Consider the following 23,403-nt stretch of genomic DNA (forward strand, 5'->3'; position numbering starts at 1 on the left):
CCCACCCGGCTAGCCTTGATCAGGACCTCATAACCTGGCACGGACGCCGCCATGCACAACCCTGACGATCAATCCCTCGACCTCAAACGCGTGCTGGACACGTTGCAAGCCGACCAGCTCCTGAGCGCCAGCGACGCCTGGCAAGTACTCGAATACGCCAAGGCACGGCCACCTTGCCATCCGCTCGAAGCCGTAGCGGCGCTGGAACTCCAAGACCGCCGGCACCCCGGCCAGCGCCTGCACCTGGACAGCCTGTGCCAATGGCTCGCCAGAAAAGTCGGCCAGCCCTATGAACGTATCGACCCACTGCAACTCGACCTGTCCAAGGTCAACGGGCTGATATCGCCAGCGTTCGCCCAGCGCCACGGCATACTCATCCTGGCCAGCGACAGCCTGGGCATCACCGTGGCCAGCGCGCAGCCTTACCAGTGTGACTGGCAAACCGATCTGGCCCGCAGCCTGGGCAAGCCGATCCGCCGCGTGTTCGCCAGCCCCCTGCAACTGCGCCAGGTGGGCCAGTCACTGTTTCGCCTCGCCCACTCGGTGCAAGGCGCCCAGCATCAGCAGTCGGCAAGCCTCGGTGAGCTCGAGCAATTGCTCGAGCAGGACAAGCGCCTGGGCAACGCCACGGCAGATGACGCGCATATCGTGCACATCGTCGACTGGCTGCTGCAGTACGCCGTCGAACAGCGCGCCAGTGATATCCATCTTGAGCCGCGCCGCGAACAGGGCCGCTTGCGCTATCGCATAGACGGCCTCCTGCATACGGTCTACGCCTTCCCGGCCGGCGTCACCCTTGCGGTCGTCAGCCGCCTGAAGCACTTGGGCCGCATGGATGTCGCGGAGAAACGCCGCCCGCAGGATGGCCGCGTGAAGTGCAGCCTGCCAGGTGGCCGCGAAGTGGAGCTGCGCCTGTCTACGCTGCCCACCCCCTTTGGCGAAAAGCTGGTGCTGCGGTTGTTCGACCCACAACAGCTACAGGAAGACTTCGACCGCCTGGGGCTGGAAGGTGAACAACTGCACCAGTGGCTGGCCCTGCTGCAACGCCGTCAAGGCATCCTGCTGGTCACCGGCCCTACCGGCTCAGGCAAGACCAGCACGCTTTACGCGAGCCTGAAGCAATTGGCCACGCCGGAGGTCAACCTGTGCACCATCGAGGACCCGATCGAACGTCTGGAGCCGGCATTCAATCAACTGCAGGTGCAGCCGACACTGGACCTCAGCTTCGCCAACGGCGTACGCGCGCTGTTACGCCAGGACCCGGACATCATCATGATCGGCGAGATCCGTGATCGCGAGACGGCTCTGGTAGCCGTGCAAGCTGCCCTTACCGGGCACCTGGTGCTCTCGACGCTGCACACCGACGACAGCTGTGCTGCCATTACCCGCCTGCTGGAGCTTGGCGTGCCCGATTACCTGATCAAGGCCACCCTCGGTGGGGTGATGGCGCAGCGCTTGGTGCGCTTGATTTGCCGTGAGTGCCAGCGCCGCGCAGCATCGGCCAGCGGCCACCCTTGCCTGATGTGTCGGGGCACCGGCTTTCATGGCCGAACGGGCTTGTTCGAGCTGCTGGTGCCGAGCGAAAACCTACGCGCCCGGATAGGCGCTGGGGCGGACCTTGCCAGCTTGCGGCTACAGGCGTTGAGCGAAGGGTTGCTGGACCTGAAACGCTGCGGGGAAGCCAAAGTGGCCCGTGGGCTGACCTGCCAAGAGGAAGTGCTGCGGGTCTGCGCATGAGCAAAAAACCCTTGTTTTCGAGGAACTTGCGCCCCGCAGGCACAATCAAATCGGGCTCCATCAGCCCTCACCCTTCGAGGTGTTTCATCATGCGTCTCCCAACCGCCATCGCAGCCGCTGCCCTGCTTTCGCTGCCCATTGGCTCCGCCATGGCCGATACCTTCTGGCGCAACGTGATTTCTTCCGGCGCGACCACGGCATCGACCTACCTGACCTCCAAAGATCACAAGTTGGTCGTCGCGGCGCAGGAAGACGCCGGCAGCTTCGTGGCCAGTGAAGGTGCTATTCGTGGGCCGTTCCTGGAGGCGGCAATGCGCCAGGTGCGGGCTGAGAACCCAGGCATGCAAGCCAGCGACATGGAACTGGCAAATGCCATCCTGGCGAAGAATGCGATAGTCGAGTAAGGCCCTGGGGCTGCCGTGCAGCCCCAGCTTCAACTCAGCGATACGCCTCCACCGGTACACACGCACAAAAAAGATTCCTGTCCCCGTACACATTGTCGACCCGGTTCACCGCTGGCCAGTACTTGTGCTGGCGCACGTGAGCGCTGGGGGCCACCGCCTGCTCAAGACTGTAAGGCCGGCTCCACGGCGCCAGCACATCGGCCAGGGTATGCGGGGCATGTTTGAGCGGATTGTCTTGCGCCGGCCAGTGACCCTCTTGCACCTCTTCGATCTCCGCCCGGATCGCCAGCATGGCTTCGACGAACCGGTCCAGCTCGGCTTTGGACTCACTCTCTGTCGGTTCGATCATCAAGGTCCCAGGAACCGGGAATGACATGGTGGGGGCATGGAAGCCATAGTCCATCAGGCGCTTGGCCACATCCTCTTCCGTTATCCCGGTAATGGCCTTGAGCGGCCGCAGGTCAAGGATGCACTCATGTGCCACCCGCTGGTTTCGGCCTCTGTAAAGCACCGGGAAGGCACCCTCGAGCTGCCTGGCCAGGTAGTTGGCCGACAGGATGGCCACTTCGCTCGCATCGGCCAGTTGCGGCCCCATCATGGCGATGTACATCCAGCTGATCGGCAAGATGCTCGCGCTGCCCCAGGGCGCGGCGCTGACCGCGCTGTTGTTCGGGTCCAGGCCCGGCACCGGCACCACCGGATGACTGGCGACGAACGGCTTGAGGTGCGCGCGGATGCCAATCGGCCCCATGCCGGGGCCCCCGCCGCCGTGCGGGATGCAGAACGTCTTGTGCAGGTTCATGTGCGAGACATCGGCGCCAATGTCAGCCGGCCGCGTGAGGCCGACCTGGGCATTGAGGTTGGCGCCGTCCATGTACACCTGCCCGCCCTGCTTATGAACGACTTCACAGATGTCCCGAATGCCCTCCTCATACACACCATGGGTCGACGGGTAGGTAACCATCAGGCAGGACAGCCGCTCGCCTGCAGCATGGGCCTTGGCCCTGAGGTCGTCGAGGTCAACGTTGCCGTGGTCATCGCAGTCGACGATCACCACGTCCATGCCTGCCATCTGCGCCGAAGCAGGGTTGGTGCCGTGGGCCGACGAAGGGATCAGGCACAGCGTGCGCTGGTGTTGATGACGGCTGCGGTGGTAACGGGTGATTGCCATCAGCCCGGCGTATTCGCCCTGGGCACCCGAGTTGGGCTGCATGCAGATGGCGTCGAAACCGGTAATAGCGCACAGCCAGCGCTCCAACTCGTCGATCATCGTTTTGTAACCCACGACCTGAGCTTCGGGCGCAAAGGGATGAAGCTGAGCGAACCCGGGCCAGGTAATGGGGATCATTTCGCTGGTGGCGTTGAGCTTCATGGTGCAGGAACCCAGCGGGATCATCGATTGGTTCAGCGCCAGGTCCTTGTTCTCCAGCTGCTTGAGGTAGCGCAGCATCTGCGTTTCGCTGTGATGCAGGTTGAACACAGGGTGGGAAAGGAACGGCGTGCGCCGTTGCAGCCCGGCGGGAATGCCGCCTGCCAGGGCCTGCTGGTCAAGCGCGGTGACCTCAAGGCCGTGATCCACGCCAAGAAAGATGTCGAACAGCCGAAGCACGGTGTCTTCGCTGCACGTTTCGTCCAGGCTCACACCCAGGTGGCCGCGGCCCAGAATGCGCAAGTTGATGCACGCCGCTTGCGCACTTTCGATGATGGCCGCCTGGGCACCGCCGACCTCCAGGGTAAGGGTGTCGAAGAAATGCTGGTTAAGGCGTTTGATGCCCTTGGCCTCAAGGCCGGCAGCCAACACGACAGTCAGCCGGTGCACGCGCTGCGCGATGCGCTGCAAGCCCTCAGGGCCGTGGTACACCGCGTAGAAACCGGCGATGTTGGCCAGCAGTACCTGGGCCGTGCAGATGTTGGAGTTGGCTTTTTCGCGGCGGATGTGTTGCTCGCGGGTCTGCAGGGCCATTCGCAGGGCGGTGTTGCCACGGGCGTCACGCGACACACCGATGATGCGCCCCGGCATCGCCCGCTTGTAGTCGTCACGGCAGGCAAAATAGGCCGCGTGCGGGCCGCCGTAGCCCATGGGCACGCCAAAGCGCTGGGTCGAGCCAAGCACCACGTCTGCGCCAAGTTCACCCGGCGGCGTGAGCAGCACCAGGCTCAACAGGTCTGCCGCCACGCATGCCAGGGCATGCTGGCCGTGCAACTGGTCAATCAGCGGGCGCAGGTCACGCACTGCTCCATGGGTATCCGGGTACTGCAGCAACGCGCCGAATACCTGGTGCTGGGCAAGGTTATCCACAGCGTCGACGATCAGTTCGAAACCAAAACCTTCGGCCCGGGTTCGCAACACCGACAGTGTCTGCGGGTGGCAGTCTTCATCGGCAAAGAAAGCATTGCTCTTGTTGCGCGCCACACGTTTGGCCAAGGCCATGGCTTCGGCTGCGGCGGTGGCTTCATCGAGCAGTGAGGCATTGGCCAGGGCCAGGCCGCTCAGATCGATGACCATTTGCTGAAAGTTGAGCAGGGCTTCCAGCCGGCCTTGGGCGATTTCTGGCTGATAAGGCGTATAGGCGGTGTACCAGCCGGGGTTCTCCAGCACGTTGCGCAGGATGACGGTTGGCGTGACGGTGCCGTGGTAACCCATGCCGATCAGGCTGGTCCACACCTGGTTCTGCTCGGCATAACTGGCGAGCTTGGCCAACGCGGCCTGTTCATCCAGGGCGGCGGGCAGGTCGAGGGCGCGGTTGAAGCGGATATCCGGCGGGACGGTCTGCTCGATCAGCTCGCTGCGGCTGCTCAAGCCCAGGGCACTGAGCATGGCCTGCTGCTCCGAGGCATCAGGCCCCAGGTGACGACGCAGGAATGGGTTGAGCTCTTGCAGTTGATGCAGGGACGGCGACTGGGACATGACGACGCTCTCTTCCTAGACCAGGCCTCGTGGAGACTTATAAGTCTAGGAAGGATTGCCGATACTGCGGGAAAACTTGCTTCGCCAGTACCGGCCTCATCGCTGGCAAGGCAGCGATGAGGCCAGCATGATCACTCGCCGATAGCGGCGCGGTAACCAGCAGCATCCAGCAGCTTGTCCAGCTCGGCCTTGTCGCTTGGCTTGAGCTTGAAGATCCAGGCGCCGTAAGGGTCCTCGTTGAGCAGCTCCGGGCTGTCGGCCAGCTCTTCGTTGACCGCGATCACCTCGCCACCCACCGGGGCATAGATATCCGAAGCGGCCTTGACCGACTCGACCACGCCAGCCGCATCGCCGGCAGCGAATACTTTGCCAACCTCTGCCAGCTCCACGAACACCACATCACCCAGGGCCTCTTGAGCGTGGTCGCTGATGCCCACGGTCACAGTGCCGTCGGCTTCCAGGCGCGCCCACTCGTGGCTTTCGGCAAAACGCAGTTCGGCGGGGATATTGCTCATGTCTTGTATTCCTCGATTGGGTCAGCGGTCGGCCCGCCGTTGATTGTTCAGATCAGAATCTTGCCGTGACGCACGAAGGTCGGTTTGACCACCCGCACCGGGTACCACTTGCCGCGGATCTCGACCTCGGCGCGATCACCGGTGGCCATGGGTACACGCGCCAGGGCAATGGATTTGCTCAGCGTAGGAGAGAAACTACCACTGGTGATCTCCCCTTCGCCAATGCCGGCAACGCGAACCACCTGATGGGCGCGCAAAACACCGCGCTCCTCCAGCACCAGGCCGACCAATTTGTCCTGTACGCCGCGCTCGATTTCCGCCAGCAGGCCAGCGCGACCGATGAAATCGCGCTCGGCCGGCTCCCAGGCGATGCTCCAGCCCAGGTTGGAGGTAAGCGGGGTGTGGGCTTCGTCGATGTCCTGGCCGTACAGGTTCATGCCGGCTTCCAGGCGCAAGGTGTCGCGGGCGCCAAGGCCACTGGGGGCGATGCCAGCGCCGACCAGGTCGTTGAAGAAGGCCACGGCCTCATGGCCCGGCAGGATGATTTCCAACCCGTCTTCACCGGTATAGCCGGTGCGGGCAATGAACCAGTCGCCCTCGCTGACCCCTTCGAACGGGCGCAGCTCACGGATGAGCGCAGCGCGCGAAGCGCTGAGCAAGGCAGCGACCTTCTCGCGGGCCTGGGGCCCCTGGATGGCGAGAATGGCCAGGTCAGGGCGCACCTTGAATTCGGCCGAAAAGCCGCTACTGCGGGCCTCCAGCCACGCCAGTACGTTGGCGCGGGTAGCGGCATTGGTGATCAGCCGGTAGCCATTTGCCGTGCGGTAGGCGATCAGGTCATCGATCACCCCGCCCTCCTCGTTGAGCAACGGGCTGTACAACGCCTTGCCGACACTGCCGAGGCGGGCAACATCGTTGGCCAGCAAATGCTGCAGCCAGGCGGTGGCCTCGGTGCCATCGATGTCGATCACGGTCATGTGGGAAACATCGAACACCCCACAGTCACTGCGCACCTGATGGTGCTCTTCGACTTGCGAGCCGTAGTGCAGGGGCATGTCCCAGCCACCGAAATCGACTGTCTTGGCGCCTAGCGCCAGGTGCAAGTCGTACAAAAGCGTGCGCTGTCCCATGGGTTTCTCCTTCCGGGCGTGGCGAAGCGGCGGCGGTCGATGACGTTTGGTCGTCAGCTCTTCTTGTAGGACCCGTCGCGCGAATGCCGCGCATTGTAGCCGCAAGGGCGCAGGCTGGCACCCTCAGTGACTGTGACCAGGGCGCCTGGCTGAACGATGAATCAGGCCGATGACCGGCAGCAGGCCAACCAGCACCAAGGTCAAGGCAGGCAGTGAGGCACGGGCCCACTCGCCTTCACTGGTCATCTCGAACACCCGTACGGCGAGGGTATCCCAGCCGAAGGGCCGCATCAGCAACGTCGCGGGCATTTCCTTGAGCACATCGACGAAGACCAGCAGTGCGGCACTGAGTGCACCGGGAACCAGCAGCGGCATATACACTTTGAAAAACAATCTCGCCCCTCCCACACCCAGGCTCCGTGAAACCTCGGGCAACGACGGGCGGATGCGCTCCAGGCTGCCTTCCAGTGGCCCATAGGCCACGGCGATGAAACGTACCAGATAGGCCACCAGCAATGCCGCGAGGCTGCCCAGCAGCAAGGGCTTGCCTGCCCCGCCCAGCCACGTCGACAGGGGGATCACCAGGTGGTTGTCCAGGTAACTGAAGGCCAGCATGATCGAAACCGCCAGCACAGAGCCGGGCAAGGCATAGCCCAGGTTGGCCAGGCCGACCCCGGCACGGATGCCGCCAGTCGGCGCCTGGCGCCGAGCAAAGGCCAACACCAGCGCGACGCACACCGTGATCAAGGCTGCCATGGCGCCCAGGTACAGGGTGTGCAGCACCAGGCCGACATAGCGCTCGTCCAGGTCATGCCGCCCACGCTGCCAGAACCATACCAGCAGCTGCAGCACCGGGATGACGAAGGCACAGGCAAATACCAGCAGGCACCAGCCACTGGCCAGCAGTGCCTTCACCCCGCGCAGGTGATAGAGGGCCTGACCCCGAGGGCGTTCATTGGCGCTGCGCGAGGCGCCACGAGCGCGGCGCTCTGCGTACAGCACCAGCATGACCGCCAGCAACAGCAGGCTGGCCAGCTGGGCCGCGCTGGACAGGCTGAAGAAGCCATACCAGGTCTTGTAAATGGCAGTGGTGAACGTGTCGAAATTGAACACCGCCACCGCGCCAAAGTCTGCCAAGGTCTCCATCAGGGCCAAGGCGATGCCTGCGCCGATGGCCGGCCGCGCCATGGGCAGGGCAACCCGCCAGAAGGCTTGCAGCGGCGAAAGGCCCAGCACCCGCGCCGCTTCCATGAGCCCCTTGCCCTGGGCCAGGAATGCCGTGCGTGCGAGCAGGTAGACATACGGGTAGAACACCAGCACCAGTACCACAATCACCCCGCCGGTGGAGCGCACCCGCGGCAGGCGCATGGGCCCGAACACTTCACGCAAGGCGCTCTGCACGGGGCCGGCGAAATCAAGCAGGCCGACGAAGACGAACGCCAAGACATAGGCAGGGATGGCAAACGGCAGCATCAGCGCCCAGTCCAGCCAGCGCCTGCCGGGGAACTGGCAAAGGCTGGTGAGCCAGGCCAGGCTAACGCCGAGCACGGTGACGCCTACGCCTACGCCCGCCACCAAGGTTAATGTGTTGCCGAGCAGGCGGCTCATCTGGGTGTCGAGCAGGTGCGACCAGATCTGCACGTCGATCGATTGCCAGGACAGCAGCAAGACGCTCAAGGGCAGGAGCACGAGGGCGGCGATCAGGATGACCGGGAGGTACCAGCGGCGTTGGGGAGCGTGGGGCAAGGCAACTGTCTCTGTGGCAGATGGCAACCGCTGCGCGGGCTTGCCCCGCGAAGAGGCCCCTGCGGGCCTCCGAAGGATAAAGCCTGGGGCTTAGTTCCAGCCAGCCCGATCCATCAAGCGAATGGCCTCGGCCTGGCGTTTGCCTGCCACTTCGACCGGGATGCTGTCAGCCTTGAAACTGCCCCATGCCTGGACCTCGTCCGATGGCTGGACCTTCGGATTGGCCGGGAACTCCTGGTTGATGTCGGCGAACAGCTTTTGCGCCTGTTCCCCGGTCATCCACTCCACCAGCTTCTTGGCCGCTTGCGGATGCGGTGCGTGCTTGGTCAGGCCGATACCGGACAGATTGACGTGCACGCCACGGTCACCCTGGTTAGGCCAGAAGATCTTCACGGGCAGGTCCGGGTTCTGCTTGTGCAGGCGGCCGTAGTAGTAAGTGTTCACCACCCCCACATCGCACTGGCCGGCCTCGATGGCCTGGATAACCGAGTTGTCGTCAGAGAACACGTCGGTAGACAGGTTGTTGACCCACCCTTTGACGATCTGTTCGGTCTTGGCCTCGCCATGGTTCTCGATCAGGGTGGCGGTCAGCGACTGGTTGTAGACCTTCTTCGCCGTGCGCAGGCACAGGCGCCCTTCCCACTGCTTGTCTGCCAGTGCCTCGTAGGTGCTCAGCTCTTCAGGCTTGACGCGCTCGGTGGAGTAGATGATGGTCCGTGCACGCAGGCTCAGGCCGGTCCATTCATGGGACGAGGCGCGGTACTGAGCGGGGATGTTCTGGTCGATGATGGGCGATTCGATGGGCTGCAGGATGCCCATCTGCTCGGCCTGCCACAGGTTACCGGCATCGACGGTCAGCAGCAGGTCGGCCACCCCGTTGTCGCCCTCGGCCTTGATGCGTTGCATCAGCGGGGCTTCTTTGTCGGTGATGAACTTGATCTTGACGCCGGTCTCGGCGGTGTAGGCGTCGAACACCGGCTTGATCAGCTCGTCGATGCGCGAGGAGTACACCACTACTTCGTCCGCCGCCTGGGCGTTGCCACCGAACAGCGTCAGGGCCAGGGCGGCCAGTAGGGGCTTGCGTGGCAACATGGGATGCACTCCTCGAATCGTATGAGAGGCGCAAATGGTAGTGAATCCCATTTTCTGGCTCACCTACCCAGCCGTTACCAGATGTTGCAAGGGTACGCTGACGCTTCCAGCAATGGCCCTGTGTGGCGAAAGGGCCGCAAAGCGGCCCCTCAATCTCAAGGCTTGGCCAGGTCCGGCAAGTCGCCTGAAAGCCCCAACGCCTGGCGCACGAACAGCGCCTTGGCCTCGGGCATTTGCTGCACCAGCTTCAGGCCGCTGTTACGCAACCAGCGCAACGGCAGCGGATCGGCCTGGAACAGCCGCTCAAAGCCCTCCATCGCAGCCATCAAGGCCAGGTTGTGCGGCATGCGTCGGCGCTCATAACGGCTGAGCACTTTCACATCGGCCAGCCGTTCACCACGCTCGCACGCCTTCGCCAGCACCTCAGCCAGTACCGCTGCATCGAGAAAACCCAGGTTCACGCCTTGCCCAGCCAGCGGATGAATGGTGTGCGCGGCATCACCGATCAGTGCCAGCCCCTCATCCACGTAGCGCTTGGCGTGGCGCTGACGCAACGGCACACAGACCCGAGGGTCGGCGTGCAGCACTTGGCCCAGTCGCCCCTCGAAGCCACGCTCCAAGGCCTTGAGGAAAGCGTGATCATCCAGCGCCATCAACTGCTCGGCCTGCTCGGGCGTGGTCGACCATACGATCGAGCACCAGCCCTGCTGGCCGTCTCGCGACAAGGGCAAAAAGGCCAGCGGCCCTTCATCGGTGAAGCGCTGCCAGGCGGTAGCCTGGTGTGCAGCGCTGCAGCGCACGCTGGTTACGATGGCGTGATGCAGGTAATCCCATTCACGGGTCTGGCAGCCGGCCAGGCGCCGCACCGCCGAGTTGGCACCGTCGGCAGCCACCACCAGCGGCGCCCGCAGGCGGCGACCATCGGCCAGGGTCAGCAACCACTCATCGCCAGAACGGCGCATCTGCTCCAGGCGGGCGTTGGGCAGCAGGCCGATATCGCTGTCATGCAGGCGCTCCAGCAGGCCATCCTGCACCACCCGGTTTTCGACGATATGGCCAAGCACCTGCGCGTGCACGCTGGCGGCGGAGAAGTGAATCTGCCCAGTGCCGCTGCCGTCCCAGACATGCATGTCCGAGTAGGGCGAAACACGCCGTTTGGCAATTTCTTCCCAGGCGCCCAACCGCTCGAGGATGCGCTGGCTGGCCGCCGAGAGGGCGCTGACCCGCGCCTCGAATGGCGCATCGCTGTCAAACGGCTTCACCGTCAGCGAACCACCGTCGAGCAGGAGTATTTCCAGGCCACTGTGGCGCAACGCCAAGGCCAAGGCGCTGCCGACCATACCAGCACCGACAATCAACAGATCTGCGCGCATTTCCATGCCTTACGCCTGCCTCGCTTGCGGCTTTAGCCGCACGTATAGGGTTTTATCGACCCGCGCCACCAGCTCGCCGGCACCGTCACGGACATCGACCTGCAAACGTGGCAGGTATTTCTTGCCGCCGGCGGTCTGCTGGCGGATCTCATCCAGCAGGGCGTCTTCGATGTGGAAATCGGCATACACCGGGCCTTTGCCGGGTGTGATGAAATCAATGCTGGCAGCCTTGTCCCAGACAATGTACTCACGGCCCAGCAGTTCGATCAGCATCAGCATGTAGAACGGATCGACCATCGAATACAAGCTACCGCCAAACTGGGTACCGACGTAGTTGCGGTTCCAGCGCGTCAACTTCATGCGCACCCTGACACTGCGCATGTCTGGGCTGATGTGCTGAATGCGAATGCCAGCACCCAGGTACGGTGGGTAAAGGTTCAGCAGCCAGCGCAACATGCGCGCCCGGCGCGCCAGCTTGCGCGGGTTGCTCATGCCTGACCCCGCGGATCAGGGCGGGTGCCCAAGCCCATGGCCTGGCGGGCGAACCAGCTTCTTGCCGGCGGCAGCAAGTCGAGTCCAAGCAAACCGATGTTGCGCCCAGCGGCCAACAATGGCTGGTTGCTGCCGAACAGGCGGGTGACCTGGTCGGAAAAACCGATGGTCATGGCCTGATCGAGTTGCTGGCGTCGATGGTACGCCTGCAGGGTCGCCAGATCGCCTGGCTGCTGCGGGCCGGCCAGCAGCGCATCGGCCAGCGACTGCACGTCACGCAGCGACAGGTTGAAGCCCTGCCCGGCAATGGGGTGCAGGCTGTGCGCGGCATTGCCTAATACAACCAGATGAGGGCGCACCTGCTCCTGGGCTTCGACCAGTGCCAGCGGGTAAAGATGCCGTGCGCCGACCTGGCGCAGGGCGCCGAGGCGATAGCCGAATACATCCTGAAGCTCGCGCAGGAAGCTGCGCTCGTCGATCTCGGCCAGGCGCTTGGCGTCCATACCCTGACGGGTCCAGACCAACGCACAGCGATTCTCGGGCAGCGGCAGCAGTGCCATGGGGCCTTGCTCGGTAAAACGCTCGAAGGCTTGCCCGCGATGGGATTCGCCTGGGGTGATGTTGGCGATCAGCGCGCTCTGCTCGTACGGCGTGCGGCGCACATGTATGCCCAATTGCTCGCGCAAGCCCGAGCGACCACCGTCGGCCAGCACTGCCAGGTCGCACTCCAGGCTGGTGTCATCGTCCAGCTGCAAGCGATAACCACCGGCAACAGCCTGCATCGCCTTCACTTCGGCCGGGCAGCGCCAGCTCACCACCTCACTGTCCAGCCCTTGCCAAAGGCACTGGCCAAGCCAGGCGTTCTCGACCACGTAGCCCAACGCTGGCACACCCTCCTCCAGCGCATCCAGGCGGGTGCAGCCAAAGCGCCCACGGTCCGAGACCTGAATTTGCCGGATCGGCTCGGCGCGCGGGCTGATCGCTTGCCACATGCCCAGGTGCTGATAGATCTGCCGGGTACCGAACGATAGCGCAGAGGAGCGTGCATCATAGCTGGGCTGGAAGCTGTCGCCCGGGGCGAACGGCTCGATCAGCAGGATCTTCCAGCCACGCGCCTTGGCGCCAGCCTGCAGGGCCAGCGCCAGGCTGGCGCCGACCAGGCCGCCACCAATGATGGCCAGGTTGACTCGATTCATGCCGCGTCCTTACGTGCCGCCAGCATCAGCGCTTCGATCTCGGCGACCGTCCGGGGCACGCCCGACGTCAGAATTTCACAACCTTGCCTGGTCACCACCACGTCGTCCTCGATCCTTACGCCGATGCCACGCCATTTCTTCGCGACCTGCTGATTGTCGGCGGCAATGTAGATACCCGGTTCGACGGTCAGCGCCATGCCGGACTCCAGCACTCGCCACTGGCCGCCGACCTTGTACTCGCCCACATCGTGCACATCCATGCCGAGCCAGTGCCCGGCACGGTGCATGTAGAAGGCGCGATACGCTTCACTTTCGATCAGCGCCTGCACCTTGCCCTTGAGCAACCCCAACTCCACCAGCCCTTCGGTGATTACCCGCACGGTCGCTTCATGGGCGTGGTTCCAGTGCTTGCCGGGAGCAATTTCGGCGAAGGCAGCGGCCTGGGCCTTGAGCACCAATTCATAAATGGCCTTCTGCTCAGGCGAAAAACGCCCGCTGACCGGGAAGGTGCGGGTGATGTCGCTGGCATAGCAATCGATTTCGCAACCGGCGTCGATCAGCACCAGGTCACCGTCCCTGAGCGCAGCATTGTTTTCTTGATAGTGCAGGATACAGCCATTGCGGCCAGCCGCGACGATCGACCCGTAGGCTGGCATTCTTGCCCCACCCTTACGGAATTCGTAGTCCAGCTCGGCTTCCAGGCTGTACTCGTGCAGCCCTGCCCGGCAGGCCTGCATGGCCCGCACATGGGCGCGTGCGGAAATGTCTGCAGCGGCGCGCATCACTTTCACTTCCGCCGCTGATTTATACAGACGCATGTCGTGCAGCAGATGATCCAGGGCAACGAACTCGTTGGGAGGCTGGGCGCCAAGGCGCGCCTTGGAGCGGATCACGTTGATCCAGTCCATCAGCCGGCGGTCGAACTCGGGGTTGCTGCCCATGGCGCTGTAGACCCGTTCGCGACCTTCGATGAGGCCTGGGAGGATCTCGTCGATGTCGGTGATCGGGAAGGCATCGTCCGCGCCAAAGTCGCGGATGGCACCTTCCTGGCCGGCCCGCAGGCCGTCCCATAGCTCACGCTCGGGATTACGCTCGCGGCAGAACAGTACGTACTCGCCATGCTCGCGCCCCGGGATCAGCGCAATCACCGCCTCCGGCTCCGGGAAGCCGCTCAGGTACTGGAAATCGCTGTCCTGGCGGTACACGTGTTCGACATCGCGGTTACGAATGGCGACCGCGGCAGCCGGCAGGATGGCAATGCTGTTGGGGACCATCTGCGCCATCAGCGCCTTGCGCCGACGGGCATATTCGGCCTTGGGTATGCGGCTCATGGGCAGGACTACCCCCGGTTGATCAGTGCAGCGAAGGTTTTGGCGCGGGCGCGGCGGGCGCGGCCAGCTCTGTGTAGAGCAGCAGCGGCGCAACGCGCAGATACTCCATGACTTCCATGTAGTCGCTTTCGCCGTCCTCGGATTCTTCCAGCGCTTCCTGGACCTGGGAAATGGCCACCAGGTCCTGGAGCACTTCCTTGGCATCAGTGGACAGGTCCTTGCCGCCAGCATTCAGCCCGAAGCCGGCGATGAAGCCCTGGCACCACTGGCCCAGGGCCGTGGCACGCTCGGTCAGCGAGGTTTCATCGGTTGGCAGCAGCAGCACGATGGCAATGTCCTCGCCGGTCAGCTCGGCCTTGACCATCTCCTGCAGGCCGATCAGTGCAGCACGCACATTGTCTTCAGGTTCGTTTTCCAGCACCCCGGCAGCATCGGCCAGCCAGGCATCGGCGTCGAAGCCGGCACCGGCGCAACTGCGGCCAATCAGCAGGCCGTGCAGCTCGGCGGGGGAAACAGGGTGGCCGTTGCTCGAGAGCAGTGCGGCGAATGCGGTGTAGGGCGATTGGGTATTAGGCATGGGCGGCTAGGCGCCAGACGGCGCATTTGACTAGAATGAAGGCCTTGTATCCTAGCACCGGCAGGCGCGCCAAGACCATCGGCACTGGCCGTCACCGCTCAGGGAGAGGCATCATCGACGGGTGATTCATGACGGAGCGAATCGAGTGCAACCCACGCAAGAGAACGACCTGCAAGCATTGATGAGCCGGTTCGAGTCGCTGATCGAGCGGGTCGAGCAACTTAAACGGCAAAATGCACTCCTAGTAGCTCAGGAAAAATCCTGGCGCGAAGAGCGCGCCCACCTCATCGAAAAGAACGAGATCGCCAAGCGCAAGGTCGAGTCGATGATCTTACGCCTCAAGGCCCTGGAGCAAGACTCATGAGCTCAAGCAATAGTGTCACCGTGCAGATCCTGGACAAGGAATACTCGATCATCTGCCCGCCGGAAGAACGCAACAACCTGGTCAGCGCCGCACGCTACCTGGACGGCAAGATGCGCGAGATCCGCAGTAGCGGCAAGGTGATCGGTGCCGACCGGATCGCGGTGATGGCCGCATTGAACATCACCCACGAAATGCTCCACCGCCAGGACGACCGCACCGACGCCCCCGCTGGCAGCGCCACCCGCGAACAGGTCCGCGACCTGCTCGATCGCGTCGACAAGGCTTTGTCCGACGACACGGATACCAAAATCGGCTGAGGTTGGTATACTGGCGCCACTCCCTGGTGGATGCGCCAGTCGGTTATGTCCCTGAGCCGATACGCACAACCACGGGGGTTGCACGCTGGGGCCGGTGTGCATGTCCGCCCGACGGAAAGCCTTAACGCCCCCTGCAATCTCCACCTTGAACTTTCGGGTTCAAGGGCTACACCGATAGCGGTCTTATCGGGGAGCCTGTTTTCGATTGCCCACCCCGGTGGGCAGTTCTCGCTTTGAGCTTCGACACCTGGGAACGCCCGTGCCATGACCGACACCGCGCCGCTCACACGCCCCCAGCTTCGTCGCCTGCTTCGCAATGCCCGCCGCGCACTCACGCCAGCCCAGCAACGCCAGGCCTCCCTGGGGCTTTATCGGCAGCTGGCGCAAAACCCGCTTTTCCGCCGCGCCCGGCACATCGCCCTGTACCTCCCCAACGACGGTGAAATCGACCCGCAGCTGCTGCTGCGCGAGGCGCAACGGCGCGGCAAACGCACTTACTTGCCGGTACTGCACGCCTGGCCGCGTACGCGCATGGTGTTCCAGCGGTTCGAGAAGGGTGAACGGCTCAAGCGCAACCGTTTCCGTATCCCCGAGCCGCTGACTGACCGCAAGCGCCAGCGCCCGATCTGGTCGCTGGACCTGATCCTGCTGCCACTGGTGGGCTTCGATGAAACCGGCGGGCGGCTAGGCATGGGCGGGGGCTTCTACGATCGCAGCCTGGCTTACCAGGCGCGACGCAAGACATGGAAAAAACCCCTGCTGCTGGGGCTGGCCCATGAATGCCAGAAGGTCGAACGACTGGCGCAGGCCAGCTGGGATGTACCACTGCAGGGCACAGTCTCGGACCGTGCCTGGTACCTGGCGCCGAAATAACCGGCGTCAGCGGGGAAGGTTCAGCGCTGCTGCTGGCCGGCTTCGACCGGTGTCTGGTACGCGGTATCGAGCTTGCGCTCCCAGATACCTTGCGCGTAACCGGTGGTAACCACACCCAGACCAAAAATGAAGACTAGGACCCAGAGCAGGTCCGGTTTGCGTTGATTCATCGAAGAATGCCCCCCTAGGCATACTTACTGGCTCGGCGACCTTCTTGGTGCCGCCGGAGCATATGACGTTAAAATCGGCGCATTTTCCGACAACCTGAGTCGACACGCAAACGTTGACGCCAACCGGCTGTCGGTTTCGTGCAACAGGTTATTTCAAACCTTTTCAGGAGCAGTATCCATGGCCTACTGGCTGATGAAATCCGAGCCCGATGAGCTTTCGATCGAAGGCCTGGGCCGCTTGGGCGAAGCTCGCTGGGACGGCGTGCGCAACTACCAGGCGCGCAACTTTATGCGCGCCATGAACGTAGGCGATGAGTTTTTCTTCTACCACTCCAGCTGCCCTCAACCTGGCATTGCCGGGATCGCCCGAATCACTGCAGCGGCCTACCCGGACCCGACTGCGCTGGACCCTCAGGGCCATTACTACGACGCCAAGGCCACTGCCGAAAAGAACCCTTGGAGCGCCGTGGATGTGGCGCACGTGAAGACGTTCAGGCAGGTACTGGGGCTGGGCTTGCTCAAGCAGCAAAGCGCGTTGGAGGAATTGCCGCTGGTTCAGAAAGGCACTCGGCTGTCGGTGATGCCGGTGACCGCAGAGCAGTGGGCGGCGATCATTGCGCTAAGCAAATGACCGGCCCCGCGAAGGGGCCAGCCTGGATCTCGTTCACTGCACGATCAGGTTATTGAACAGCAGATCCTCGACAATCGGCTTGCCCTCTTCTGCTTCCATCACCTGCTGCACTTGCTTGAGTGCCTCTTGGCGCAGTTTTTCTTTCGCTTCGACGTTGCTCAAGTTATCCACACCCTGCTGGGTGAACAGCGCCACCAGCTGGTTGCGAATCAACGGCTCGTGGTGCTTGACCGCCTTGGCTGCCTCGTCGCCAGTCACGCGCAGGGCTACGTCAGCCTTGTACACGCGCAACCTGGGGCCACCATCGAGCGCATAGTTGCCTACAAAGGGCGGGCTCAGGCTGATATAGGAGACCTTGGGGGCTCCTTCCTTGGCTTCTTCGGCCAGAGCCGCCGCTGGCAGCATCAGGGCCAGCACCATCAAGATCCACGCTTTCACGAATTCGCTCCTCAAAACAATTGGCGCCAGCTTACCCAGCATGCGACCCAAACCCAAGCCCGGGCTTATGCCACCCCATCAGGGCGAGCCATGCTCGTTGACCCGGCAGGTCGCCCTCCTACACTTATCGGCCACTACCCGCAAAGGAATAGCCCGATGAAAGCTGTGTTGTGTAAAACCTTGGGGCCCGCACGCAACCTGGTTCTGGAAGAGGTGGCCAGCCCGGTACCGAAGAAAAACGAGATTCTGCTCGAGGTGCATGCGGCCGGGGTCAACTTCCCAGATACCCTGATCATCGAAGGCAAATACCAGTTCCAGCCACCGCTACCGTTCTCTCCAGGTGGCGAGGCGGCGGGTGTCGTTGCCGCTGTGGGCGAGCGCGCCGGTGCCTTCCAGGTCGGGGACAGAGTGATGGCCCTCACCGGCTGGGGGGCGTTCGCCGAACAGGTGGCCGTGCCGTTCTACAACGTGCTGCCCATCCCCGAAAGCATGGACTTCACCACCGCTGCCGCCTTTGGCATGACCTACGGCACCTCGATGCACGCGCTCAAGCAGCGCGGCCAGTTGCAGCCAGGGGAAACCCTGTTGGTGCTAGGTGCGTCCGGTGGCGTCGGCCTGGCGGCCGTGGAGATCGGCAAGGCGATGGGCGCCAAGGTGATCGCAGCTGCCAGCAGCGCCGAGAAACTGGCTGTGGCCAAGTCTGCAGGTGCGGACGAGCTGATCGACTACAGCCAGGCCAGCCTCAAGGAGGAAATCAAACGTCTGACCGGCGGCCAAGGGGTAGATGTGATCTATGACCCGGTCGGCGGTGAACTGTTCGACCAGGCCGTGCGCGGGCTGGCGTGGAACGGGCGGTTGCTGGTGGTCGGCTTCGCCAGCGGGACGATTCCACAGATGGCGGCCAATCTGGTACTGCTCAAGGGCGCCGCGGTGTTGGGGGTATTCTGGGGGGCCTTTGCCCAGCGCCAGCCGCAGGACAATGCGGCCAACTTCAGCCAGCTGTTTGCCTGGCATGCCGAGGGCAAGCTGAAGCCGCTGGTATCGAAGACTTACCCGCTGGCCGAGGCGGGCGCGGCGATCGAGCAGCTGGGCCAAAGGAAAGCGGTAGGTAAGTTGGTGGTACAGGCCAGATGATCATTTGAGAAAAGGCTGACCCCGCAGCGCTCTTCGCGGATGAGCCCGCGAAGAGCGCTGCACCGCCCGATCAGACCTCACGCAGGTTGTGGCAGCGCCTGAAGCGCGCTTCGAGGTTGCGGTCGGGCATCTGGTGGCTGCGCAGTGCGTTCAACGTCTGCTCGACATACTCACGCGTGGTGCCATAGCGCCCTTTGGCACTGGCAAGAATCTGGCTAAGCAGCGTATCGGGCAAATTCCCGGCGTAGCACGGCAGGTGTCGCTCAAGTACGAAGCCCAAGGCCTGCACCTTGTTGCCATCACCCAGCCGGCAGCTGAGCCAGTGAGGCCGGTACGCCGGGTAGGGCATCTCTCTTTGCCACAAGGCCATCAGCGAGTCGTCGAGGTTGCTTTCATCGAGGCGGTAGGCAAAACCGCTGCACGAACCGCCGCGGTCGAGGCCGAATACCAGGCCTGGCGTTTCCGGCGTGCCCCGATGCTCGTGCGACCACAGATAAAGGCCACGGTGATAGCCATGCACCCGTGCACGCTGGCGCTCGACCGAACTGCACTCCGGGCGCCATATCAACGAACCATAGGCAAATAACCAGACCGGGCCGCCGTGATGGCGCGACATGGTGGTATGCATGGAGTTGATCAATTGCTCGCGGGTCAGTTGCTGGCCGAAGTCGAGTGCCGGAGGATAAGTGCTTTTCCAGGATAAACTTTCAAGTGCCGACATAAGCTGCCGCCATTATTCCCTGTGAACTACTGATAGAGCGAAAAGCCCTGTAGGGCGGGGCTTGCGCCGATGCCCTTGGAGGCAGCAATCACCTTAAGAAGAAGCGCGCCAACACTCAAGCCCTGGAGCCTGAGTTTCACGCGAACTTCCGACGACTGGAGAGCCTTGCTGCAAAGTAGAGTGAAAGTTATCAGGCAAGGCGGCAGTAATTACCGCCTTATACCCAGTACTTGGAACTTCGGTTATTAACCACGCGGGGCGTAGGCAAACACATCAGCGCGCATGCGATGCGCATCCATACCGGCCTCGACCAGGGCGTCGAGCGTGGCATAAACCATGTTGGGCGAGCCACTGGCATAAACGTGAACCGTATTGAGGTCTTGCACGTCCTCGCATACCGCCTCGTGCAACATGCCACAACGGCCTTCCCAACCACACAAGTCGCTCACCACCTTGTGCAGGAACAGGTTGGGCAGGCGCTCCCACTCGGCCCAGTGCTCGATGGCGTAGAAATCTTCAGGGCGTCGCACCCCCCAGTAGAGGTGCACCGGGTGCTCGAAGCCCTGGGCGCGGCAATGCTCGACCAGGCTGTGCATCTGCCCCATGCCGGTCCCCGCAGCGATGAGCACCAGGGGCCCATCGGGCAGCTCGGCCAGGTGGGTGTCCCCGAATGGCATCTCGATGCGCGCGACAGGGTCGCGCTGCAACTGCGCCAACAGCTGCCTGGCACTGTCTTCGCGGACCAGCACGTGAAGCTCAAGGTCGCGCCCACTGTGGGGGGCAGACGCCAGCGAGAAGGCCGCCGGCTTGCCGCCCTCGCGCTCGATCATCAGGTACTGCCCGGCGTGATAGCGCAGTGGCTTGCCAGCCGGCGCACGCAAGCGCACGCGCCAGACGTCGCCACCTACCTCTACGCATTCAGTGACGCTGCATGCCAGCTTGCGCACTGGCAGCTCGCCCAAGGCCAGCACACCATCCCAGAGCAGCACGCAGTCCTCCAGTGGTTCGGCGATGCAGGTGAACAGCTCACCATGGTCGCGCACCTCACCATTCTGGCGAACGCGACCCTCGACCAACAATGCGGCGCACACATGGCAATTGCCATTGCGACAGCTGTTCGGGCAGTCATAGCCCAGCCGCCGCGCTCCATCCAGGATCCGTTCCCCGGGTTCGAGCGCCAGCACCGCCCCGGACGGCTGCAACGTTACCTGCATCAATCTATTCCCAACTGGTCCCACAACTCATCGATGCGGCGGGTGACGGCCTCGTCCTTGACGATGACCCGGCCCCATTCGCGTGTAGTCTCGCCCGGCCACTTGTGAGTGGCATCCAGACCCATCTTCGACCCCAGGCCCGATACCGGCGACGCAAAGTCCAGGTAGTCGATCGGCGTGTTGTCGATCATCACCGTATCACGCTTGGGGTCCATGCGCGTGGTGATGGCCCAGATCACGTCATTCCAGTCACGGGCGTTGATGTCGTCATCGGTGACGATAACGAACTTGGTGTACATGAACTGTCTCAGGAACGACCACACACCCAGCATCACGCGCTTGGCGTGGCCCGGGTACTGCTTCTTCATCGTCACCACCGCCATGCGGTACGAGCACCCTTCCGGCGGCAGGTAGAAGTCGACGATCTCCGGGAACTGCTTTTGCAGGATTGGCACGAACACTTCATTGAGTGCCACGCCAAGGATGGCTGGCTCATCTGGCGGCCGACCGGTATAGGTGCTGTGGTAGATCGGTTTTTGCCGGTGAGTGATGCGTTCGACGGTGAACACCGGGAAGCTGTCCACTTCGTTGTAGTAGCCGGTGTGGTCACCATAGGGGCCCTCCGGGGCCATCTCGCCCGGGTGGATCACACCTTCAAGGATGATCTCGGCGGTGGCCGGCACCTGCAGGTTGCTGCCTCGGCATTTGACCAGCTCGGTGCGGTTGCCGCGCAGCAGGCCAGCGAAGGCGTACTCGGAAAGCGTATCGGGCACCGGCGTGACGGCGCCGAGGATGGTTGCCGGGTCAGCGCCCAGGGCAACGGCGACCGGGAACGGCTGGCCGGGGTTCTTCTCGCACCACTCGCGATAATCCAGCGCACCACCGCGGTGGCTCAACCAGCGCATGATGACCTTGTTGCGGCCGATGACCTGCTGGCGATAAATGCCCAGGTTCTGGCGGTCCTTGTTCGGCCCGCGAGTCACGGTGAGGCCCCAGGTGATCAGCGGCGCCACGTCGCCCGGCCAGCAGTGCTGGATCGGCAGTTGGCCAAGGTCGACGTCATCGCCCTCGACCACCACCTCCTGGCAAACGGCATCCTTGACCACCTTCGGTGCCATGGACACGACCTTCTTGAAGATCGGCAGTTTCGACCAGGCATCCTTGAGGCCTTTAGGCGGCTCCGGCTCCTTGAGGAAGGCCAACAGCTTGCCGATCTCGCGCAGCTCCTCGACCGATTCGGCGCCCATGCCCATGGCCACCCGCTCCGGGGTGCCGAACAGGTTGCCGAGCACCGGGATATCGAAGCCCGTGGGCTTTTCGAACAACAACGCCGGCCCCTTCGCACGCAGGGTGCGGTCACACACCTCGGTCATTTCCAGGACGGGGGAGATCGGAACCTGGATGCGCTTGAGTTCACCGCGCTGTTCCAGGCCACGGATGAAGTCGCGCAAGTCGCGATACTGCATGCATGAGCCTCGTGTTGGCCGTATCGGTCGGGGTGCAGAGTGTAGCGCCGTTCAGTGCTCAATGGCCAAAAATGACTTGGGGCCGCTTCACGCCCCATCGTCGGCAGGCCGGCCGCCACAAGGGTCGCAGAGGACCTGTGGAAGCCGGTTTGCCGGCAATGGGGCGCGAAGCAGCCCCAATCATTGCTTGGACGATCTGAGCGCTTACTTGCGCTTCATCGACAGGAAGAACTCGTCGTTGGTCTTGGTCTGCTTGAGCTTGTCGACCAAGAACTCGATGGCGGCGATTTCGTCCATCGGGTGCAGCAGCTTGCGCAGGATCCACATGCGCTGGAGTTCGTCGTCGGCGGTCAGCAGCTCTTCACGGCGGGTGCCCGAGCGGTTGATGTTGATGGCCGGGAACACACGCTTCTCGGCGATACGACGGTCCAGGGGCAGCTCCATGTTGCCGGTACCCTTGAACTCCTCGTAGATCACTTCGTCCATCTTCGAACCGGTTTCTACCAGCGCGGTGGCGATGATGGTCAGCGAACCGCCTTCCTCGATGTTACGCGCAGCACCGAAGAAGCGCTTCGGCTTCTCCAGGGCGTGGGCATCGACACCACCGGTCAGTACCTTGCCGGAGCTCGGGATCACGGTGTTGTAGGCACGCGCCAGACGGGTGATGGAGTCGAGCAGAATGACCACATCCTTCTTGTGCTCGACCAGGCGCTTGGCCTTCTCGATGACCATTTCGGCAACCTGCACGTGGCGGGTTGGCGGCTCATCGAAGGTCGAAGCCACCACTTCACCGCGCACGGTGCGCTGCATTTCGGTCACTTCTTCCGGGCGCTCGTCGATCAGCAGAACGATCAGGTGGCACTCGGGGTTGTTACGGGTGATGTTGGCCGCGATGTTCTGCAGCATGATCGTTTTACCGGCTTTCGGCGGGGCGACGATCAGGCCACGCTGGCCCTTGCCGATCGGCGCGCACAGGTCGATGACGCGGCCGGTCAGGTCTTCGGTGGAGCCGTTGCCGGCTTCCATCTTCAGGCGCTTGTTCGGGAACAGCGGCGTAAGGTTTTCGAAGAGGATCTTGTTCTTTGCGTTTTCCGGGCGATCGAAGTTGATCGTGTCGACCTTGAGCAGCGCGAAGTAACGCTCCCCTTCCTTCGGCGGGCGGATCTTGCCGACGATGGTATCGCCGGTACGCAGGTTGAAGCGGCGGATCTGGCTAGGCGAGACGTAGATGTCGTCGGGGCCGGCCAGATAGGACGCATCAGCCGAACGCAGGAAACCGAAACCATCCTGGAGAATCTCCAGCACGCCGTCACCTGAGATCTCTTCGCCGCTTTTCGCGTGCTTCTTCAGCAGGGCGAAAATCACGTCCTGTTTGCGCGAACGGGCCATGTTTTCGATGCCCATCTGTTCGGCCATTTCCAGCAGATCGGTAATCGGCTTTTGCTTGAGTTCAGTCAGGTTCATAAGGGGAATGACGTAATCATGTATGAAGGGAGGATTAAGCTTCTGGCTTAATGAAGCCGCGCCGCTAGAAGGCGATAGGATCGCGCACAGATTCTAATTAGGAGTGCGTC

At 63.0% G+C, this 23,403-nt stretch carries 23 protein-coding genes and 1 other RNA gene; 8 read left to right on the plus strand and 16 right to left on the minus strand.

Annotated elements, in window-relative coordinates; translation table 11 throughout:
• Positions 1-51 precede the first annotated feature (51 nt).
• Positions 52-1,737 (plus strand): GspE/PulE family protein, encoded by a 1,686-nt coding sequence (locus tag ACIPZC_RS21920; RefSeq protein ID WP_400629514.1) that lies wholly within the window; start codon positions 52-54, stop codon positions 1,735-1,737.
• Positions 1,738-1,826: 89 nt separating this feature from the next.
• Positions 1,827-2,141, plus strand: a complete 315-nt coding sequence (locus ACIPZC_RS21925) for a DUF2388 domain-containing protein (protein WP_400629516.1) — start codon at positions 1,827-1,829, stop codon at positions 2,139-2,141.
• A gap of 34 nt (positions 2,142-2,175) precedes the next feature.
• Here the strand turns inward: ACIPZC_RS21925 and gcvP are convergent, their stop codons facing one another.
• The 10 genes from gcvP to ACIPZC_RS21975 all read right to left on the minus strand — a co-directional run bounded on the left by gcvP (position 2,176) and on the right by ACIPZC_RS21975 (position 14,501).
• Positions 2,176-5,049, minus strand: coding sequence for an aminomethyl-transferring glycine dehydrogenase (gene gcvP, locus ACIPZC_RS21930; RefSeq protein WP_400629518.1), 2,874 nt, complete (start codon positions 5,047-5,049; stop codon positions 2,176-2,178).
• A gap of 131 nt (positions 5,050-5,180) precedes the next feature.
• Entirely contained in the window at positions 5,181-5,564 is a 384-nt protein-coding gene (gcvH, locus tag ACIPZC_RS21935) for a glycine cleavage system protein GcvH (RefSeq protein ID WP_267819553.1), read from the minus strand.
• 47 nt (positions 5,565-5,611) lie between these two features.
• A complete protein-coding gene (gcvT, locus tag ACIPZC_RS21940; protein ID WP_400629520.1) occupies positions 5,612-6,694 on the minus strand; it encodes a glycine cleavage system aminomethyltransferase GcvT in 1,083 nt (360 codons plus the stop codon).
• A 123-nt stretch (positions 6,695-6,817) separates the two neighbouring features.
• On the minus strand, positions 6,818-8,440 hold the full coding sequence (locus ACIPZC_RS21945; protein ID WP_400629522.1) for an ABC transporter permease: 1,623 nt from the start codon (positions 8,438-8,440) through the stop codon (positions 6,818-6,820).
• Positions 8,441-8,530: 90 nt separating this feature from the next.
• Positions 8,531-9,532, minus strand: a complete 1,002-nt coding sequence (locus tag ACIPZC_RS21950; protein ID WP_400629524.1) for an extracellular solute-binding protein — start codon at positions 9,530-9,532, stop codon at positions 8,531-8,533.
• Positions 9,533-9,687: 155 nt separating this feature from the next.
• Positions 9,688-10,905: a 2-octaprenyl-3-methyl-6-methoxy-1,4-benzoquinol hydroxylase gene (locus ACIPZC_RS21955; RefSeq protein WP_400629556.1), complete on the minus strand. Its 1,218-nt coding sequence runs from the start codon at positions 10,903-10,905 to the stop codon at positions 9,688-9,690.
• Between the two features lie 9 nt (positions 10,906-10,914).
• Entirely contained in the window at positions 10,915-11,397 is a 483-nt protein-coding gene (locus ACIPZC_RS21960; RefSeq protein WP_241805487.1) for a DUF4442 domain-containing protein, read from the minus strand.
• Positions 11,394-12,593, minus strand: a complete 1,200-nt coding sequence (gene ubiH / locus ACIPZC_RS21965; RefSeq protein ID WP_267819563.1) for a 2-octaprenyl-6-methoxyphenyl hydroxylase — start codon at positions 12,591-12,593, stop codon at positions 11,394-11,396. Before ubiH ends, ACIPZC_RS21960 begins: the two co-directional genes overlap by 4 nt.
• On the minus strand, positions 12,590-13,924 hold the full coding sequence (gene pepP, locus ACIPZC_RS21970) for a Xaa-Pro aminopeptidase (RefSeq protein ID WP_400629527.1): 1,335 nt from the start codon (positions 13,922-13,924) through the stop codon (positions 12,590-12,592). Before pepP ends, ubiH begins: the two co-directional genes overlap by 4 nt.
• A 22-nt stretch (positions 13,925-13,946) precedes the next feature.
• Positions 13,947-14,501, minus strand: a complete 555-nt coding sequence (locus ACIPZC_RS21975; RefSeq protein WP_241805484.1) for a YecA family protein — start codon at positions 14,499-14,501, stop codon at positions 13,947-13,949.
• A 181-nt stretch (positions 14,502-14,682) separates the two neighbouring features.
• Between ACIPZC_RS21975 and ACIPZC_RS21980 the strand changes: the two genes are divergently transcribed.
• The 4 genes from ACIPZC_RS21980 to ACIPZC_RS21995 all read left to right on the plus strand — a co-directional run bounded on the left by ACIPZC_RS21980 (position 14,683) and on the right by ACIPZC_RS21995 (position 16,055).
• Positions 14,683-14,865: a TIGR02449 family protein gene (locus ACIPZC_RS21980; RefSeq protein ID WP_042112137.1), complete on the plus strand. Its 183-nt coding sequence runs from the start codon at positions 14,683-14,685 to the stop codon at positions 14,863-14,865.
• Positions 14,862-15,182 carry a cell division protein ZapA gene (locus ACIPZC_RS21985; RefSeq protein ID WP_241805483.1) on the plus strand — a complete coding sequence of 107 codons (321 nt, stop codon included), beginning with the start codon at positions 14,862-14,864 and terminating at the stop codon, positions 15,180-15,182. The genes ACIPZC_RS21980 and ACIPZC_RS21985 overlap by 4 nt, the downstream gene beginning before the upstream one ends.
• A gap of 17 nt (positions 15,183-15,199) precedes the next feature.
• Positions 15,200-15,379, plus strand: a non-coding RNA gene (gene ssrS, locus ACIPZC_RS21990) — 6S RNA.
• A gap of 67 nt (positions 15,380-15,446) precedes the next feature.
• Entirely contained in the window at positions 15,447-16,055 is a 609-nt protein-coding gene (locus ACIPZC_RS21995) for a 5-formyltetrahydrofolate cyclo-ligase (protein WP_400629529.1), read from the plus strand.
• A 20-nt stretch (positions 16,056-16,075) separates the two neighbouring features.
• On the opposite strand, the gene ACIPZC_RS22000 is transcribed toward ACIPZC_RS21995, so the two are convergent.
• Positions 16,076-16,225, minus strand: coding sequence for a hypothetical protein (locus ACIPZC_RS22000; protein ID WP_241805481.1), 150 nt, complete (start codon positions 16,223-16,225; stop codon positions 16,076-16,078).
• Positions 16,226-16,403: 178 nt separating this feature from the next.
• On the opposite strand from ACIPZC_RS22000, the gene ACIPZC_RS22005 reads away from it, so the two are divergent.
• Complete coding sequence (locus tag ACIPZC_RS22005) at positions 16,404-16,856, plus strand: EVE domain-containing protein (RefSeq protein WP_400629531.1); 453 nt, start codon at positions 16,404-16,406, stop codon at positions 16,854-16,856.
• A gap of 33 nt (positions 16,857-16,889) precedes the next feature.
• Here the strand turns inward: ACIPZC_RS22005 and ACIPZC_RS22010 are convergent, their stop codons facing one another.
• Positions 16,890-17,294 carry a flagellar basal body-associated protein FliL gene (locus ACIPZC_RS22010; RefSeq protein WP_241805479.1) on the minus strand — a complete coding sequence of 135 codons (405 nt, stop codon included), beginning with the start codon at positions 17,292-17,294 and terminating at the stop codon, positions 16,890-16,892.
• A 156-nt stretch (positions 17,295-17,450) separates the two neighbouring features.
• Here ACIPZC_RS22010 and ACIPZC_RS22015 point away from each other — a divergent pair, with 156 nt between their 5' ends.
• Entirely contained in the window at positions 17,451-18,428 is a 978-nt protein-coding gene (locus tag ACIPZC_RS22015) for an NADPH:quinone oxidoreductase family protein (protein ID WP_267819571.1), read from the plus strand.
• Between the two features lie 70 nt (positions 18,429-18,498).
• On the opposite strand, the gene ACIPZC_RS22020 is transcribed toward ACIPZC_RS22015, so the two are convergent.
• The 4 genes from ACIPZC_RS22020 to rho all read right to left on the minus strand — a co-directional run bounded on the left by ACIPZC_RS22020 (position 18,499) and on the right by rho (position 23,293).
• A complete protein-coding gene (locus ACIPZC_RS22020; RefSeq protein WP_349976017.1) occupies positions 18,499-19,149 on the minus strand; it encodes a gamma-glutamylcyclotransferase in 651 nt (216 codons plus the stop codon).
• Between the two features lie 245 nt (positions 19,150-19,394).
• The gene (locus ACIPZC_RS22025; protein WP_400629534.1) at positions 19,395-20,363 is read right to left on the minus strand and encodes a CDP-6-deoxy-delta-3,4-glucoseen reductase; all 969 of its coding nucleotides are present in this window, start codon (positions 20,361-20,363) and stop codon (positions 19,395-19,397) included.
• Entirely contained in the window at positions 20,363-21,829 is a 1,467-nt protein-coding gene (gene ubiD, locus ACIPZC_RS22030) for a 4-hydroxy-3-polyprenylbenzoate decarboxylase (RefSeq protein WP_012316791.1), read from the minus strand. The genes ACIPZC_RS22025 and ubiD overlap by 1 nt, the downstream gene beginning before the upstream one ends.
• A gap of 204 nt (positions 21,830-22,033) precedes the next feature.
• Entirely contained in the window at positions 22,034-23,293 is a 1,260-nt protein-coding gene (rho, locus tag ACIPZC_RS22035) for a transcription termination factor Rho (protein WP_003253661.1), read from the minus strand.
• Positions 23,294-23,403: the final 110 nt, after the last annotated feature.

It is taken from the genome of Pseudomonas sp. NPDC089743, assembly GCF_044748785.1.
GTDB classification, from domain to species: domain Bacteria; phylum Pseudomonadota; class Gammaproteobacteria; order Pseudomonadales; family Pseudomonadaceae; genus Aquipseudomonas; species Aquipseudomonas putida_X.